The organism is Methylothermaceae bacteria B42 (genome assembly GCA_001566965.1).
In the GTDB taxonomy this organism is placed as follows: Bacteria; Pseudomonadota; Gammaproteobacteria; order Methylococcales; family Methylothermaceae; genus Methylohalobius.
Genome location: LSNW01000038.1, coordinates 1 through 13,835, shown reverse-complemented (window position 1 = coordinate 13,835; position 13,835 = coordinate 1). Strand labels below are relative to the sequence as shown.

General features: G+C 51.9%; 12 protein-coding genes and 1 other RNA gene. 4 read left to right on the top strand and 9 right to left on the bottom strand.

Annotated elements, in window-relative coordinates:
- Positions 1 to 2: 2 nt before the first annotated feature.
- The 5 genes from AXA67_01825 to ffs form a co-directional block, all read right to left on the bottom strand.
- Positions 3 to 1,088 carry a hypothetical protein gene (locus AXA67_01825; GenBank protein KXJ39421.1) on the bottom strand — a complete coding sequence of 362 codons (1,086 nt, stop codon included), beginning with the start codon at positions 1,086 to 1,088 and terminating at the stop codon, positions 3 to 5.
- Between the two features lie 170 nt (positions 1,089 to 1,258).
- A complete protein-coding gene (gene recR, locus AXA67_01820) occupies positions 1,259 to 1,825 on the bottom strand; it encodes a recombination protein RecR (protein KXJ39420.1) in 567 nt (188 codons plus the stop codon).
- A 37-nt stretch (positions 1,826 to 1,862) separates the two neighbouring features.
- Positions 1,863 to 2,192 (bottom strand): nucleoid-associated protein, encoded by a 330-nt coding sequence (locus tag AXA67_01815; GenBank protein ID KXJ39419.1) that lies wholly within the window; start codon positions 2,190 to 2,192, stop codon positions 1,863 to 1,865.
- A gap of 31 nt (positions 2,193 to 2,223) precedes the next feature.
- Positions 2,224 to 3,789 carry a DNA polymerase III subunit gamma/tau gene (locus tag AXA67_01810; GenBank protein KXJ39418.1) on the bottom strand — a complete coding sequence of 522 codons (1,566 nt, stop codon included), beginning with the start codon at positions 3,787 to 3,789 and terminating at the stop codon, positions 2,224 to 2,226.
- 30 nt (positions 3,790 to 3,819) lie between these two features.
- An RNA gene (gene ffs, locus AXA67_01805) (signal recognition particle sRNA small type) lies at positions 3,820 to 3,916 on the bottom strand.
- Positions 3,917 to 4,726: 810 nt separating this feature from the next.
- Between ffs and AXA67_01800 the strand changes: the two genes are divergently transcribed.
- Together AXA67_01800 and AXA67_01795 are read left to right on the top strand one after the other, a co-directional pair.
- Complete coding sequence (locus AXA67_01800; GenBank protein KXJ39417.1) at positions 4,727 to 5,395, top strand: hypothetical protein; 669 nt, start codon at positions 4,727 to 4,729, stop codon at positions 5,393 to 5,395.
- Between the two features lie 556 nt (positions 5,396 to 5,951).
- The gene (locus AXA67_01795; protein KXJ39416.1) at positions 5,952 to 6,392 is read left to right on the top strand and encodes a hypothetical protein; all 441 of its coding nucleotides are present in this window, start codon (positions 5,952 to 5,954) and stop codon (positions 6,390 to 6,392) included.
- 38 nt (positions 6,393 to 6,430) lie between these two features.
- Here the strand turns inward: AXA67_01795 and AXA67_01790 are convergent, their stop codons facing one another.
- Genes AXA67_01790 through AXA67_01780 form a run of 3 tightly spaced genes read right to left on the bottom strand, consistent with a single transcriptional unit; the run spans position 6,431 to position 9,773 of the window.
- On the bottom strand, positions 6,431 to 8,134 hold the full coding sequence (locus AXA67_01790) for a ubiquinone biosynthesis protein UbiB (protein KXJ39415.1): 1,704 nt from the start codon (positions 8,132 to 8,134) through the stop codon (positions 6,431 to 6,433).
- A gap of 7 nt (positions 8,135 to 8,141) precedes the next feature.
- On the bottom strand, positions 8,142 to 8,870 hold the full coding sequence (locus AXA67_01785; GenBank protein ID KXJ39414.1) for a hypothetical protein: 729 nt from the start codon (positions 8,868 to 8,870) through the stop codon (positions 8,142 to 8,144).
- A gap of 24 nt (positions 8,871 to 8,894) precedes the next feature.
- Entirely contained in the window at positions 8,895 to 9,773 is an 879-nt protein-coding gene (locus AXA67_01780; GenBank protein KXJ39413.1) for a hypothetical protein, read from the bottom strand.
- Between the two features lie 451 nt (positions 9,774 to 10,224).
- On the opposite strand from AXA67_01780, the gene AXA67_01775 reads away from it, so the two are divergent.
- Together AXA67_01775 and AXA67_01770 are read left to right on the top strand one after the other, a co-directional pair.
- Entirely contained in the window at positions 10,225 to 12,111 is a 1,887-nt protein-coding gene (locus AXA67_01775; protein ID KXJ39412.1) for a 1-deoxy-D-xylulose-5-phosphate synthase, read from the top strand.
- Positions 12,111 to 12,641, top strand: coding sequence for an adenine phosphoribosyltransferase (locus AXA67_01770; protein KXJ39411.1), 531 nt, complete (start codon positions 12,111 to 12,113; stop codon positions 12,639 to 12,641). The genes AXA67_01775 and AXA67_01770 overlap by 1 nt, the downstream gene beginning before the upstream one ends.
- On the opposite strand, the gene AXA67_01765 is transcribed toward AXA67_01770, so the two are convergent.
- A complete protein-coding gene (locus tag AXA67_01765) occupies positions 12,638 to 13,753 on the bottom strand; it encodes a glycosyl transferase (GenBank protein KXJ39410.1) in 1,116 nt (371 codons plus the stop codon). The genes AXA67_01770 and AXA67_01765 overlap by 4 nt on opposite strands.
- Positions 13,754 to 13,835: the final 82 nt, after the last annotated feature.

Here is a 13,835-nt window from a genome sequence, read left to right as displayed (position 1 = left end):
TATCACTCATAACAATTAGCAGTATTAACTTCTGGATACTTTGTACAAGGATGCACTCTTTTGGGGTCAAACCCTTCAATTTTAAACCTCCCGTCACTTCTACGGCGTAGTCTTGCTTTATAGACTGCCGTTACCTTGCCATTTGCAACGAACTTCACCATTGGTAGAATCAGCACTGGATAATTATATTTGGTTATTACACTAGACGTTTCAGTGGTTCTACCTGCCCGCAGCAAGCTAAATACTCCACCCCCTTCATGCTTCAGCAAGGCGAAAAACCCTACATTTCCAACTTCAACTCGTGGGATGTCTAAATAATTTGTATTTGCATTAAATTCAGGAATATTTCCATAATATACTTTTACAGCAAATTCATCCATTTTGCTTAAAGTACTGTCTCCAAAATACTTCTGCCTACAATAATTCATGATGGAATCAGGATCATATTCAGTAAAAAGTGTGTTACCATATACATTGAGACGTTCAGCATCATCCGTATGGCATAAACTGATTGGATCAAAAAGAGGATCATCCGGTCTATTATGTTCATGAGAAAGCCCTAATACATGTCCAAACTCATGGACTGCAGTAAACTCTATGCATTCTTTCAGATTAAATCCATTTTCCAAACACTTATCCTTCAAAGGTGTCCCAAACCACCCAAAATAAGGTCTTTTGTTCAAGTTAAAATCCAGATATACTCCCCGTTTATTTTTTATTGGATGAAATCTCAATAGTTCTACACCAAGTCCATAACTATTTGGGGCAACGTCGGCTCCACCCATGCTGATTCTCACCCCATAAAAGTAACCTGCCGGGCACCATCCCCATCCCACAAATCGCACTAATGATGCCTTTTCCCAGGTTCGTTTAATTGCCTTGCGGACAAGCTCCCGGTTTTCTTTGGTGTTATTCCATTTTGGATCTGTTTGCCTTTCCCAACAAACATTGATATCCAACGAAGGCCAAATCGTAGTGTCTTTAAAATAAGCATAGTCTTTGGCCCGCGTCGCTTCTTCGCTAAAACCAGTATTTGCAAACACCAAGGTGAAAAGTGCGGCTATAACTGAAATGCGTTGAATTACCATAATTCCCCTCCTTGCTATCAGAAATGAATTACATTCCGCAAGTTGGATTATGGATCACATGGGGGGGGGGGGATGTCAAGCAAAAAAGATCGGTTGCCTAAGGGCGACGGATATTGCCGTCTTCCCCATCAATAAATGCCTGCATCGCGGCAGCTAAGAACACACAATGCTTATATCGCCCGACGGCCGTTGAAGGCATAGGCCAAGGTATTGGCGTCCAGATATTCCAACTCACCTCCCACAGGCACGCCGTGGGCGATGCGGCTGACGGAGACTCCGCTATTGCGGGCCAGTTCGGAGATGTAGTGGGCGGTGGCTTCGCCTTCCACGGTGGAGTTGGTGGCGAGAATGAGTTCTTTTATCTCTCCCTTCCCGAGGCGCCGGGCCAGCTTGTCCAGCCCGAGATCTTGGGGACCAACGCCATCGAGGGGGGACAAGTGTCCATGGAGAACGAAGAAAAGGCCATTGAAGACAGTCGCCTGGTTGATGGCCAACACATCAGCCGGGGTTTCCACGACGCACAATTGCTGGCGGTCCCGGGCCGGATTACTGCAGATGGCGCAGATTTCCCGCTCGGTCAAGGTTCGGCAAAGATTGCAGCGGCGGATATTTTCCAGCGCTTCGGAGAGAGATTGAACCAACTGGCCGGCGCCCTGCCGGTCGTGCTGAAGCAGGTGAAACGCCATGCGCTGGGCCGATTTCGGGCCCACGCCCGGCAGACAGCACAGCGCCTGCATCAAGCGCTGGAGACAATCGCCCTGTTCCACGGCAATATCAGAAAGGCAGATTCATGCCGCCGGGGAGTTGAATGCCTCCGGTCAGTTCGGACATCTTTTCCTGCTTGAGTTGGGCGACTTTATGCACAGCATCGTTGACCGCCGCGGCTACGAGATCTTCCAAAATTTCCTTGTCCTCCTCCTTGAACAGGCTGTCATCAATGGATAGCCGAAGCACTTCGCGCTTGCCATTCATGACCACTTTTACCAGCCCGCCGCCTGCTTCGCCCTGGACTTCCGCCCTGGCCAGTTCTTCCTGGGCTTTCTGGAATTTCTCCTGCATTTCCTGAGCCTGTTGCATCAAGGCTCCCAGTGGGTTTTTCATCATAATTTCCTCGGCAATCCAATTTCTATCACGATTATTCTACCGGTTTCGTGGAACCTGGGACGATTTTGGCGTCAAAAGTTTCCATTAATGCCCGTACTGTTTCATCCTCGGCGATCGCCTGCTCGGCGGCCTCGATCTTTTCCTGATGCTGGCGTTCGCGCAATACCGCCGGGGTTTCCTGGCTGCTTTCAGCCAACTTGATTTGCAATTTTACTGGCTTACCCAACTTGGCCCGCAGGGCTTTTTCCAGTCCTGACTGGCGGCGCTCGGTCAACACGTGATCGTGCTGGGGATTGAGCAGCAATACCCAACGCTCATCGGTTTGGGTTTCCACCGTGCAATAGTGGGCCAGTTCCTTGGCGCCTGGCGATAATGACAACTGATTGACCAATTTCGGCCAATCGGTTTCCGTTGCCGCTGGGATTGCGTCCTTGGATACCCGAGTCTCAACAGCGGCATTGGGTGCCGGGGAAACCTGCCGTGGTGATTCCACTGGCGGGACTTCTCTTTCTGATGCCACTGGACGGAACGCCAGCATTCTGAGCAGCACCATCTCCAGCCCTACCCTTGGATCCGGCGCCCAGGGCAAGTCTTTTTGGCCAATCAATCCAATCTGATAATAGAGCTGAACATCCTCGGGAGACGTTGCCTGAGCTTGCCTCATAAGCCATTCCCCGTCGTCGTCCCGATGTACGGTTTCCGGCAGTTGCTGCGCCAGCGCAATGCGATAGAGAAGATCGAGGAGTTCTTTGAGGACCTCCGTAAAATCCGGGGCATTGGCAGCCAATCCCTCGACTTCATTCATCACTTGTTGAGCGTCCCCCGCCGCCAACGATTCCACCAAACCCTTCAAAGAACGGCGCGCCACTCCGCCCAACATGGCTTCCACCTCCGCCGTGTTGACTTGGCCACCACCAAAAACAATGGCCTGGTCCAGCAGGCTCAAAGCATCGCGAAGGCTGCCATCGGCGGCTCGGGCCAGTACTTGTAGGGCCTCGGCTTCAAATGGAATGCTTTCCGCTTTCAGAATAAAAGCCAAGCGGGCTTCTATCTGATCGGGCAGCAATTTTTTCAAATTAAACTGCAGGCAGCGCGACAGCACCGTCACCGGAATTTTTTGCGGATCGGTGGTGGCGAGTAAAAATTTGACGTGGGGCGGCGGCTCTTCCAAGGTCTTGAGCAAAGCGTTGAAGCTGTGACCAGAGAGCATGTGGACTTCGTCAATCAGGTAAATTTTATATTGGCCGCGGCTGGGGGCGTATTGGGCGTTTTCCAGCAGTTCGCGGGTATCTTCTACTTTGGTGCGGGAAGCGGCATCCACCTCGATCAGATCCACAAACTGCCCCGCATCGACTTCCTGGCAAACCTGACATTGGCAGCATGGTTCCGCGTTTTCTAAATGCTCACAGTTGAGGGCTTTGGCGAGAATCCTGGCCACTGTTGTCTTGCCCACGCCACGGGTACCAGTAAACAAATAGGCATGGTGCATGCGTTCGAAGGTCAGGGCATTGGTCAGCGCCCGTACGACATGGGATTGCCCGGTAATTTCAGAGAACCGGCGCGGCCGCCATTTGCGGGCCAGGGCTTGATAGCTCATTCAAAGCTCTTAAAGGATAAGGGAGGTGGATCGCGCCAGCCGCACCCCGGCACACGAATCAGCTGTTACCGTTGCTCCCTTCCGGGCCTGGCGGGGTTCACAGCCTATCGTTGCGGGGGGACCGACGCGGCCCACCATAATTTTTCAGTCAAGAAGATCGCTGATGACTTAGGAGGAGAATTATCCCTTGTTACGGAAATAAACGCAAACCCATAACCGGTGAGCCCAGAGCCACATCATTTAAACACGTAGAGTATTGATTGCTGGGGCAGGTGGTCTGCTTCGAAAGCCTCACCGGCAGGGAGGCCGGCGTGGAGCCTACAGGGGCGAGCCGGACCAAAAGTCCAGTGAACTTTCGCAGCCGGGCAAGCGCCCAAACAGGGAAGTTTGGGCAGGACTGCGTAGCAAGAAAGTATTCACGGCGTTTTTCGAAGCAGACCACCTGCCCCGGCTTGAATAGATGACGGAGCCCTGGCCGAGTCACCCTAAGCCGGTGAACTAAAATTGATTTACGTTTTCAAAGAGATTCAGGCAAAGACAAAATCCATTCTTTCGGAGCACTCTGAATTTTAGCCCTGATCTCACAGAGCAGGAAAAAATTGCTTATTGTTTACATGCCTATAATGATTAGAACGTCTTTGCCGCATAGAATCTTAGAAGCAAGTAGTTTTATTGGGTTTGCATGTAACATAAGTTATCATGCGCCTTAGGCTAAAATTTCACCTAAATTTTGCAAGTGATTCGAGCACCGAGGGTGTCAAGCAAAGCTTTAGGCAAGGCGGCAAGCCAATTTTCGCGCAGGAGTAGCAGCGCTACTTCGAGCATAATATTGGTGCAGCCAACGCAGCATAAAGGCTTGATTTGGCAGCCGAATGCCGAAACACTTGCAGAATTTAGGTTTCACCAATCACAATTCACATAAGGAGGGATCATCCCGATGGTAGATAGAGTTCGCGCTTTGCGCCAACCCCAAACCCGTGTCCTGGAAACCAACAAGGTACTGAGAAATACTTATGCCCTGCTGGCCATGACCTTACTATTCAGCGCCTTCACTGCTGGCTTATCCATGGCCCTCAACCTGCCCCATCCAGGAATAATCATTACTCTGGTGGGTTATTTCGGATTGTTGTTCTTGACCCAGAAATTCAGCAACAGCGCCTGGGGCCTGTTGTTTGTCTTTTTGCTCACCGGATTCATGGGCATGACTCTGGGGCCCATTTTGACCATGTATCTGAAGTTCATTCCCAACGGCCACCAGATTGTCATGACCGCCCTGGGCGGCACGGGTCTGACCTTTTTAGGCATGTCCGCCTATGCCTTGATTTCCCGCAAGGATTTTAGCTTTCTGGGTGGATTCCTGTTTGCCGGAATCCTGGTCGCTTTTTTGGCTGGCCTGGCGGCGATTTTCTTTCACCTGCCCGCGCTTTCCCTGGCGGTTTCGGCTATGTTTGTTGTGCTGATGGCAGCGCTGATTTTGTTTGAGACCAGCCAGATTATTCACGGTGGAGAAACCAATTACATTCTCGCCACGGTAACCTTGTACGTCGCCATTTATAATCTTTTCACCAGCCTGCTGCACTTGCTGGGTTTTATGGGAGAAGAATAACCTCTGTACAGCTCCAAACAAAAAGGGCAGCCTGGGCTGCCCTTTTTTTATCGGCCAATACTATAAGTTTCAAGCCGCCATTTGCCGGCAAGCCTCGGCGCACTTGCGGCAGCTTTCCGCGCACTTTTTACAATGATCGTGGCTGTGTTTTTCACATTCCTCTGCGCACCACTCGCAGATATCCGCGCACAGTTGGCAAATCTGTTTCGACCAGCGGCTCTCCCTTGCCATCGCCTGGGCGCACATCAGGCAGACTTGCAGACATTCCCGGCAACAACGGGGACATTCGCTATGGGAATGCTCGGAACCGCAACACGATGATGACTCGCCCTTCATATAGATATCCAACATCTTATCCAGGCAAATTTCGCAATCGATGGCGCACTCGAGGCAAAGTTTGATACATTCGTCTCTGTTCATAGCTGTCCCTCCTATCTTGGGTGACTGACAATTCGAGTCTAAACCTTATTTCCTGACAAAGTCAATGGATTTAGCCGGGAGAAAACTATTGACTTAATCTTTGCTTCGATATAATTGCCTGACGGGAAAATTATTGGTGTGTTGTTTACTGATTTGTTTTCCGGAAACTCGCATTCGCAAGATTCTGACAATCATCGAAACCCATAAGGAGGTGAATAAGATGGTATTTTTAACCGCTTCTCTGGCAGCATTCACCATTGCCGCGGCATTGGGCCTGGTTTTGGCTATCGATTTATTCAAAGGCATTCCAACGCAGCGTTCTTTCACCCTGACCCACGCAGGCATGGCGGTTTTGGGCGCGGTGTTGGCAATTGGCGCCGCTTTGACGGGTGACACCCGAGTTTATATCAACATTGCCCTGGTGGTCGTTATCGTTGTTTTGGGCGTCATGGCCGCGATCAAAAGGCATAAAACCGGCGTAGTACCCAAAGGGCTCCTTGCCGCCCATGCCGGCATAGCCGTGATTTGTTATTTGATACTGGCTGCCACGGTGTTTGGCGTGAATGTGATAGGGTAATTTCATTATTAAGCGCGTTTTGAAAATTCAAAGCGCGCTTAATCTTCCATCTCTTCTCCGTGGCGCAGATGCCCGCCACGCCAAATGGAAATCAACAACCAAACGCCACCAATGCCTGCCCCGGCAAACCCCAGTACGCCGAGCATCGGCAACCCCCATAAAGTCGGGCCGCCGGGAACAGTCATGACAATGGAAGAACCGATAATTAGTGAAGAAGTCACCATCCCCACCGTCAAACGGCTGGCAGCACGGTCGATAATCCAACTAAAATAATCGAGCTGATTGAGATCGACATTGAAGCGCAAACTGCCCGTGCGGATGGCCTTGATCAACCGCCGCATATCGTAGGGCAAGGCGGCGACAATATCCATGACATCGGAGGCTGTTCGCCAACCCCGTTTAAGCAGAACATCCGGCCGGTATCGGCCAAACAGGGCGCGGCGCACGTGAGGGGTGGCGGCGAGAATGAGATCAAAATCAGGATCTACTTGCCTACCCATGCCATCCAATGTCAGCAGTGCCTTGAACAGCAAGGCCAAATCTGCAGGCAACACCAAATGATAATCGCGCATCAAATTGGTCAAATCGGTAAGAATATTGGCGATTTTTAATTGTTTTAAAGGCAGGCCATGGTAAGTATCTATGAATACATCCACGTCAATCAGCAGGGCATCTATATCCACGTGCACATCCCCGGCCCAATCCAGCAACACATTGACCGCCGTGCGCGCATCCCGGTCAATCACCGCCGCCAGCATATCGACAATCTGATAACGGCGCGCCTCGGACAACCGCCCTACCATGCCAAAATCGATGAACGCCAAGCGGTTACCGGGCAAAAAGATAATATTGCCAGGATGGGGATCGGCGTGGAAAAAACCGTCGATGAGAATCATCTTGAGTACTGCATCGGCGCCGCGGCGCGCCAGTATCTTGCGGTTGAGCCCCGCCGCTTCCGCCAGTTGCAGCTTGCGCCCTGGAATCCCGTCAATATACTCCTGAACGTTGAGGCGTTCGCAACTCCACTCCCAATAGACCTTGGGAATGACAATCCAGGGGTTGCCGGCAAAATTCCGGGCCATGCGCTCGGCGTTGCGGCATTCGTTTTCAAAGTCCATTTCTCGCCGCAAGGAAACGGTGAACTGATGCATGATCTCCAGAGGGCGGTAACGGCGAAGTTCCTTCACTTCGCTTTCGGCAATCCGGGCTAACCGCGCCAACAAGCGGAGATCAGCCTCCACCAGTTCCACGACACCAGGACGACGAATCTTGACGATGACCTCTTCGCCACTGAATAGCCGGGCGCGGTGGACCTGAGCCAAAGAAGCCGCCGCCAAAGCTTCGGTTTCGAACTTGGCGAACACGGTATCCACCGGCGCGCCGAGATCTTCTTCCAGTTGCGGACGAATTTGCTCGAAAGGAAGCGGGGGTACTTCATCCTGAAGCTTTTCGAATTCAGCAATCCAATCGGGTGGGAACAAATCCACCCGGGTCGCCAAAATCTGGCCCAATTTGATAAATGTCGGGCCCATTTCTTCCAGGGCCCGCCGTATTCGCTGAGGCGTATCCAGTTGAACCAGCTCTTCCACGCCTTTCCAGTGCAACACCCGGCCAGCCTGCTCAAAGGCATGGGCCAACCCCATTCGCCGCACAAAACCGGCAAAGCCGTAGCGCAGAAGAATCGTGGTCAGATCATACAGGCGGCCGAGGTCGTGAACGGCGCTGACGGCTTCCCATAGCATCAAATGGTCAGGATTTGTCTTGTTTTAGTTTTTTTGCTTGCCGGTCCAACACATCCGCCAAACCTGCAAGAAAACCACTGGTAATGGCAGCCAATTGCGCACCGGTATTACGTGCCGTTGCAACTCCTGCTTTAAAGCCCCATTCGCCAGCTTCCTGCAATTTCTTAGGCAAGGATTCCATCACTTCCGCCATGTATTCACCGATTGCCGTGCCGCTATTACGGGCATGGCGGGCTAGATCTTCGAGGGTTTCCCGGGCCTGTTCGGAGCCCTTTTGCGCAAGCTCTGTCAAGACATCGACAAAATGACGCTCCAGGTTAATCAATTGATCCACTGCTTGTTTGACTTCCTGCTCGGTAAAATCCTGGGCGCGGCTCGTGGCTTCTTCCAAAGCCAACTTGGTCGCTTCCGCAGCCTTGATTAGCCCGTCTTCCAAACCTTTGACAGCTTCCTCAAGGGCCGCCTTCGCTTTTGGACCATGGGCCTCCATGCCGCTGCTGGCACCTTCTATCACCGCCTGGATCACCGACCTGACCTGGCTGGCGTCCAATTTCCCTTCCGCCAAGGCCTCCATGGTCAAGCGGCGAACCTCCTCCCGGACGTCCTCTGCCGTTTCCATGGCCTCTTTGACCGAGGCTTGCAGTTTTTCTATTTCCGCTTGTTTGACTTCTGCTTGTTCCGCAGAAGTTTGTGTTTCTTCGCTAGTATTTTCCGGTTGCTGTGCATCCTGACTCATAATCATTCCCCTCAACTTATGAATTCAATGTATTCCCAATCCGCCCGGGGTTATGGTCTCCAAAACCCCAAAAAACTGCAAGTTTGCATGTTCTAATGCGGCTTGCAAGTCACTCTCGCCCAACCCGGTGAATTGAAAAGCCCACGGATCGGGCGTAATGGCGTGATTCTTTAATTTATCCCCTGGTTCCACGCGGCTGGCGGCGACATCGGCAAGATGAATCAAAGCTACTTCCTTGGGAAAATTGTCAGCCGCAGAGGGAATATGGTGGTATCTTGACACCGCCTGATAAATTTTCGGCAAACGCCATTGGTTGAATAACGCAGCCCCCAACTCTCCATGGGAGAAGCCCAAAAGCCGTCGCTCGGCCGAATCCAAGTTGCGGTTCGCTTTTTCCGTTTCGAGCCGAAGTTCGGCCGCATACTCCGGAAATTGTTGATATAGAACCAAAAGGCCAAGGTCATGGAGAAGACCCACGGTAAACATTCTTTCCCGGAGGAAAAGATGGCAACGCCTGGCCAAAAAGCGTGCAATCAGCGCAGTATAGACACTGTGATACCAAAAATCCTCCATATCCAAAAGATCCGGGGAAATCCGCTGAAAGGTCTCGGCGGTGACCGCAGCCAGAAGTAAATCCTGCATTTCCCGCAAATCGATGCGATGGAGAAAACTGGTGATCGAGCGGATAGCATTATCAGGTTCTGCTCCGTCTTGTTGGCTGCCAGCCAGTCTCAGTATTCGCGAAACCAGCGCCGGATCAAATAGAATGATTTGGCGAATCTTGCGCCAATCCACATCGCCTTCTTTAATCAGCTCATCCAACCGATAGTAAATATCAGGCAAGGTATAAAGGGACCCCGCTTTTTTCGCTAAGGCATGGAAATCAATTTTTGCGGGTTTCATATTAGTCCACCTTATTGTTAGATTCACAGGTGAAAACAGCGCTACAATGGTGTCAGCTTAACCTTTTTTAGTCATTTCTGTCACTTCGAACGCCATGCTGAAAAATACGCGCCAAAGACGAACCATAGGCATTATTCTAATTATTTTGGGTGCATTGCTAATGCTCCTGGCACCCGAAGTATGGGCAGGACTTATCATGATTTTGGTAGCCTTCATTTTGGAAGGCATCGGTATTGCTCTGGAACATTCCCAGCAAGATCAGGATTAAGGTATAGACCCAGAAAATACCCGTCCATTCATTCCGTGGCGTTGTTCCTCCCAGCCCCCGGAAAAGCAAACTGGCAAGTGGTGAGTAGTTCATCAACAACCCTTGCAAGGGATGCACCACCGTTGGATAATGACAACATTCCGTGACGTTCACGCCAATCATCTTTTTGCTGCGACTCAAATTATGTCTGATCAGAAAAAATACCCCCTTCTCAGCCGTATCGAAGGCCCGGAAGACCTCCGCCAATTAAATGAAAAGGAACTGGAAACCCTGGCGGAAGAAGTCCGGCATTTTTTATTGGAGAGTGTCAGCCGTTCAGGGGGACACCTGGCCGCAGGACTGGGAACCGTTGAGCTAACCATCGCCCTTCACTATGTGTTCAACACTCCTCATGACCGGTTGGTATGGGATGTGGGGCACCAAGCTTATCCCCATAAAATCATTACCGGGCGCCGGGACCGGCTCAGCACCATTCGTAAAAAGGGTGGATTGACACCGTTCCCGAAACGAGCCGAAAGTCAATACGATTGTTTCGGCGTGGGACATTCCAGCACTTCCATTTCCGCCGCTTTGGGCATGGCCATTGCCGCCAAACTGGAAAATCGGGACCAACGCGCTGTCGCCATCATCGGAGATGGTGGATTAACGGGCGGCATGGCATTTGAAGCCCTCAACCACGCAGGCTCCCTGGATGCCAATTTGCTCGTCATCCTCAATGACAATGAAATGTCCATTTCCCCCAATGTGGGGGCGATGACCAATTATCTGGCCAAGGTGTTATCCAGCAAGCTTTATACCACCGTGCGAGAGGGAAGCAAACAGCTTCTGGGACGCTCTCCCACGGTTTGGGAGCTGGCCCGCAGGGCGGAAGAACACGTCAAGGGCATGGTGGCGCCGGGCACCCTGTTTGAAGAGCTTGGGTTTAACTATATCGGCCCCATTGATGGCCACGATATGGAAACCCTAATCACCACCCTGTCCAATCTCAAGGAGCTGTCAGGGCCGCAGTTCCTGCACATTATGACCAAAAAGGGTAAAGGTTATTTGCCCGCTGAACGTGATCCCGTGGCCTATCACGGGGTATCCCCCTTTGATCCCAGCAAGGACAATCTCAGCAAAAGCTCCTCCTCAAAACCTACCTATACCCAAATCTTCAGCCAATGGCTGTGCGATATGGCGGAAAAGGAACCCAAGCTGGTTGCCATCACGCCCGCGATGCGGGAAGGGTCCGGGCTGGTGGCATTTTCCGAGCGCTTCCCGCAGCGTTATTTCGACGTCGGCATCGCCGAACAACATGCGGTCACCGTGGCAGCAGGCATGGCCTGCGAAGGTTTTAAACCAGTGGTTGCTATTTATTCCACCTTCCTGCAACGGGGTTATGATCAATTGATTCACGATGTGGCCATCCAGAATTTGCCGGTTTTATTCGCCATTGATCGGGCGGGACTGGTGGGTCCGGATGGTCCCACCCATGCCGGTAGCTTTGACCTCAGCTTTCTCCGCTGCATTCCCAACATGGTCGTAATGGCCCCTGCCGACGAAAACGAATGCCGGCAGATGCTCTATACCGGGGTCGAATACGGTGGCCCAGTAGCCGTCAGATACCCCCGAGGCACCGGCATGGGGGCTTCCGTGGAGAGGGAAATGTCCGCCCTGCCTATCGGCAAGGGAGAAATTCGCCGCCACGGCAAGCAGATCGCCATTCTCGCCTTTGGCAGCATGGTGGCACCCGCTCTGGAAGTGGGAGAAAATCTGGACGCCACGGTCGTCAATATGCGCTTTGTCAAACCGCTGGATGAAGCACTGGTGCTTGAATTGGCCCGCGATCATGAGGTTCTTATCACCGTCGAAGAGAATGTCGTGATGGGCGGTGCTGGCAGCGCGGTCAATGAATGCCTGGCAGCTCACCGCTGTCTCCTGCCAGTACTCAATTTGGGACTGCCAGACCGTTATATTGAGCATGGCAGCCGTGAAGAATGTCTGGCGGAAGCAGAACTGGATGCTCCCGGTATTGAGAACAACATCCAGCGATTCATCCGTCAGCAGAAAAAATTTCAGGTGATTGCATAATGGCATCCGATTGGCAGGCAGCGCTTCAGGCCAAAATCCGAGATATTCCGGATTTCCCATCACCTGGCATTCTATTTAGGGATATCACGCCCCTGGTAAAAGATGCCGGGGCCTTGCGTCTAGCTGTTCATCACTTGATCCACCCTTTTATAGGCCAGCCGATTTCTGCCGTCGCCGGCATGGAAGCCCGGGGATTTATATTTGGCACCCTGGCTGCCTGGGAACTAGGGACGAGTTTCATTCCCCTTCGCAAACCCGGCAAGCTTCCTTATGACGTCCAGAGTGTTTCTTATGAACTGGAATACGGCACTGATACCCTGGAAGCCCATAGCGATGCTTTCGCTCCCGGCGACAAAGTACTGCTGGTGGATGACCTCCTGGCCACCGGGGGCACCGCCAAGGCAAGCAAAGCATTAGTGGAAAAAATGGGGGCAGAAGTTTTAGCGCTGGCCGTCGTAATTGAATTAACGGATTTAGATGGCAGGGAAAAACTTCTCCCGCTACCCGTTCATAGCCTGATACAGTATTAGCTTGCGTAAACTCGGCCTTTCCAGCGGCTCCGTTCCCCTTGCCAAAATCTCACCGCCGAATCCCACACCATCATGAGATATAAGGCCCCAATCACGGGCAAAGCCAGCCCCCAGCCGAAAGATAACCGGTAATATCGCAACGTCGGCCAGTAAGAAAACATCATTGCCCCCAGAGCAGCGATAGCTGGCACTGCTGTCGTTTCAACAAACAAGGCCGCCACGGGAATCCCAAAGGCAGTTACCATCAATAGTGTGCACAGGCCCAATAGCGCTATTGAATAACGAAGTTGGGTAAAAGCGGTCCGCGCCACCATGCGCCAAATAGGTTCCAGGCTCTCATATCGGCGCTGGCTGACAACGCCGCGGGATAAACCTATCCAGGTTCGATAACCTTGCCGTTTGACCCGTTGCGCCAAGGTGCAATCGTCTATCAGAGCATTCTTAAGAGATGCAAAACCGCCAATCGCGCCTAAGACTTCAGTTTTAAGCAGGATGCACCCTCCCGCGGCCGCCGCAAACCGGGTCAATGCAGCATTATTAGCCAAAGAAAAAGGATAAAGCAATTTAAAGAAATAAACGAAGGCCGGCATTAACAGCTTTTCCCAAAAACCCTCCATTCGCAAACGGGCCATGATAGAGACAAAATCCAGCCGTTCCCCGTCCATTTTTGTCAGTAACGCAGCCAACATCCCAGGATGCAATTGGATATCAGCGTCCAAAAGTAATATTTTGGGGGTTTCCACCAACCCCGCCCCCTGCTCCAATGCCCAGAGTTTTCCACTCCAGCCCTTGGGCAGCGGTTTTCCCTGGACCAAAGTGAGATCTAAACCTTCAACTTGGGATACAACGGCATCGGTGGCATCGGTGGAATTGTCATTGACCACTACTACCCTCAGCCCTGGCGCATGTTGCGCCAGGGATTGCAGCGTGGATCCGATGACATCGGCTTCGTTTCTGGCGGGGATTAAAACGGTTAACTGAGAATATTGAAAGGGCTTCTCTTCGCTATCAGGCTCCAAAACTTCACGAATGCGCCAAGGCTGCCAAGGAAGCAGCAGAATCCCCCACCAAATGGCAACCGAACTCCAAACGGCCCACTCAAACCAAAACATCGGTCTTTAAAGTCCCCGATAGGGGATCCGTAAATCCCACGCCTTTAGGCGGCAGGGATGGGGTGGTAAGCTTGACGCCATG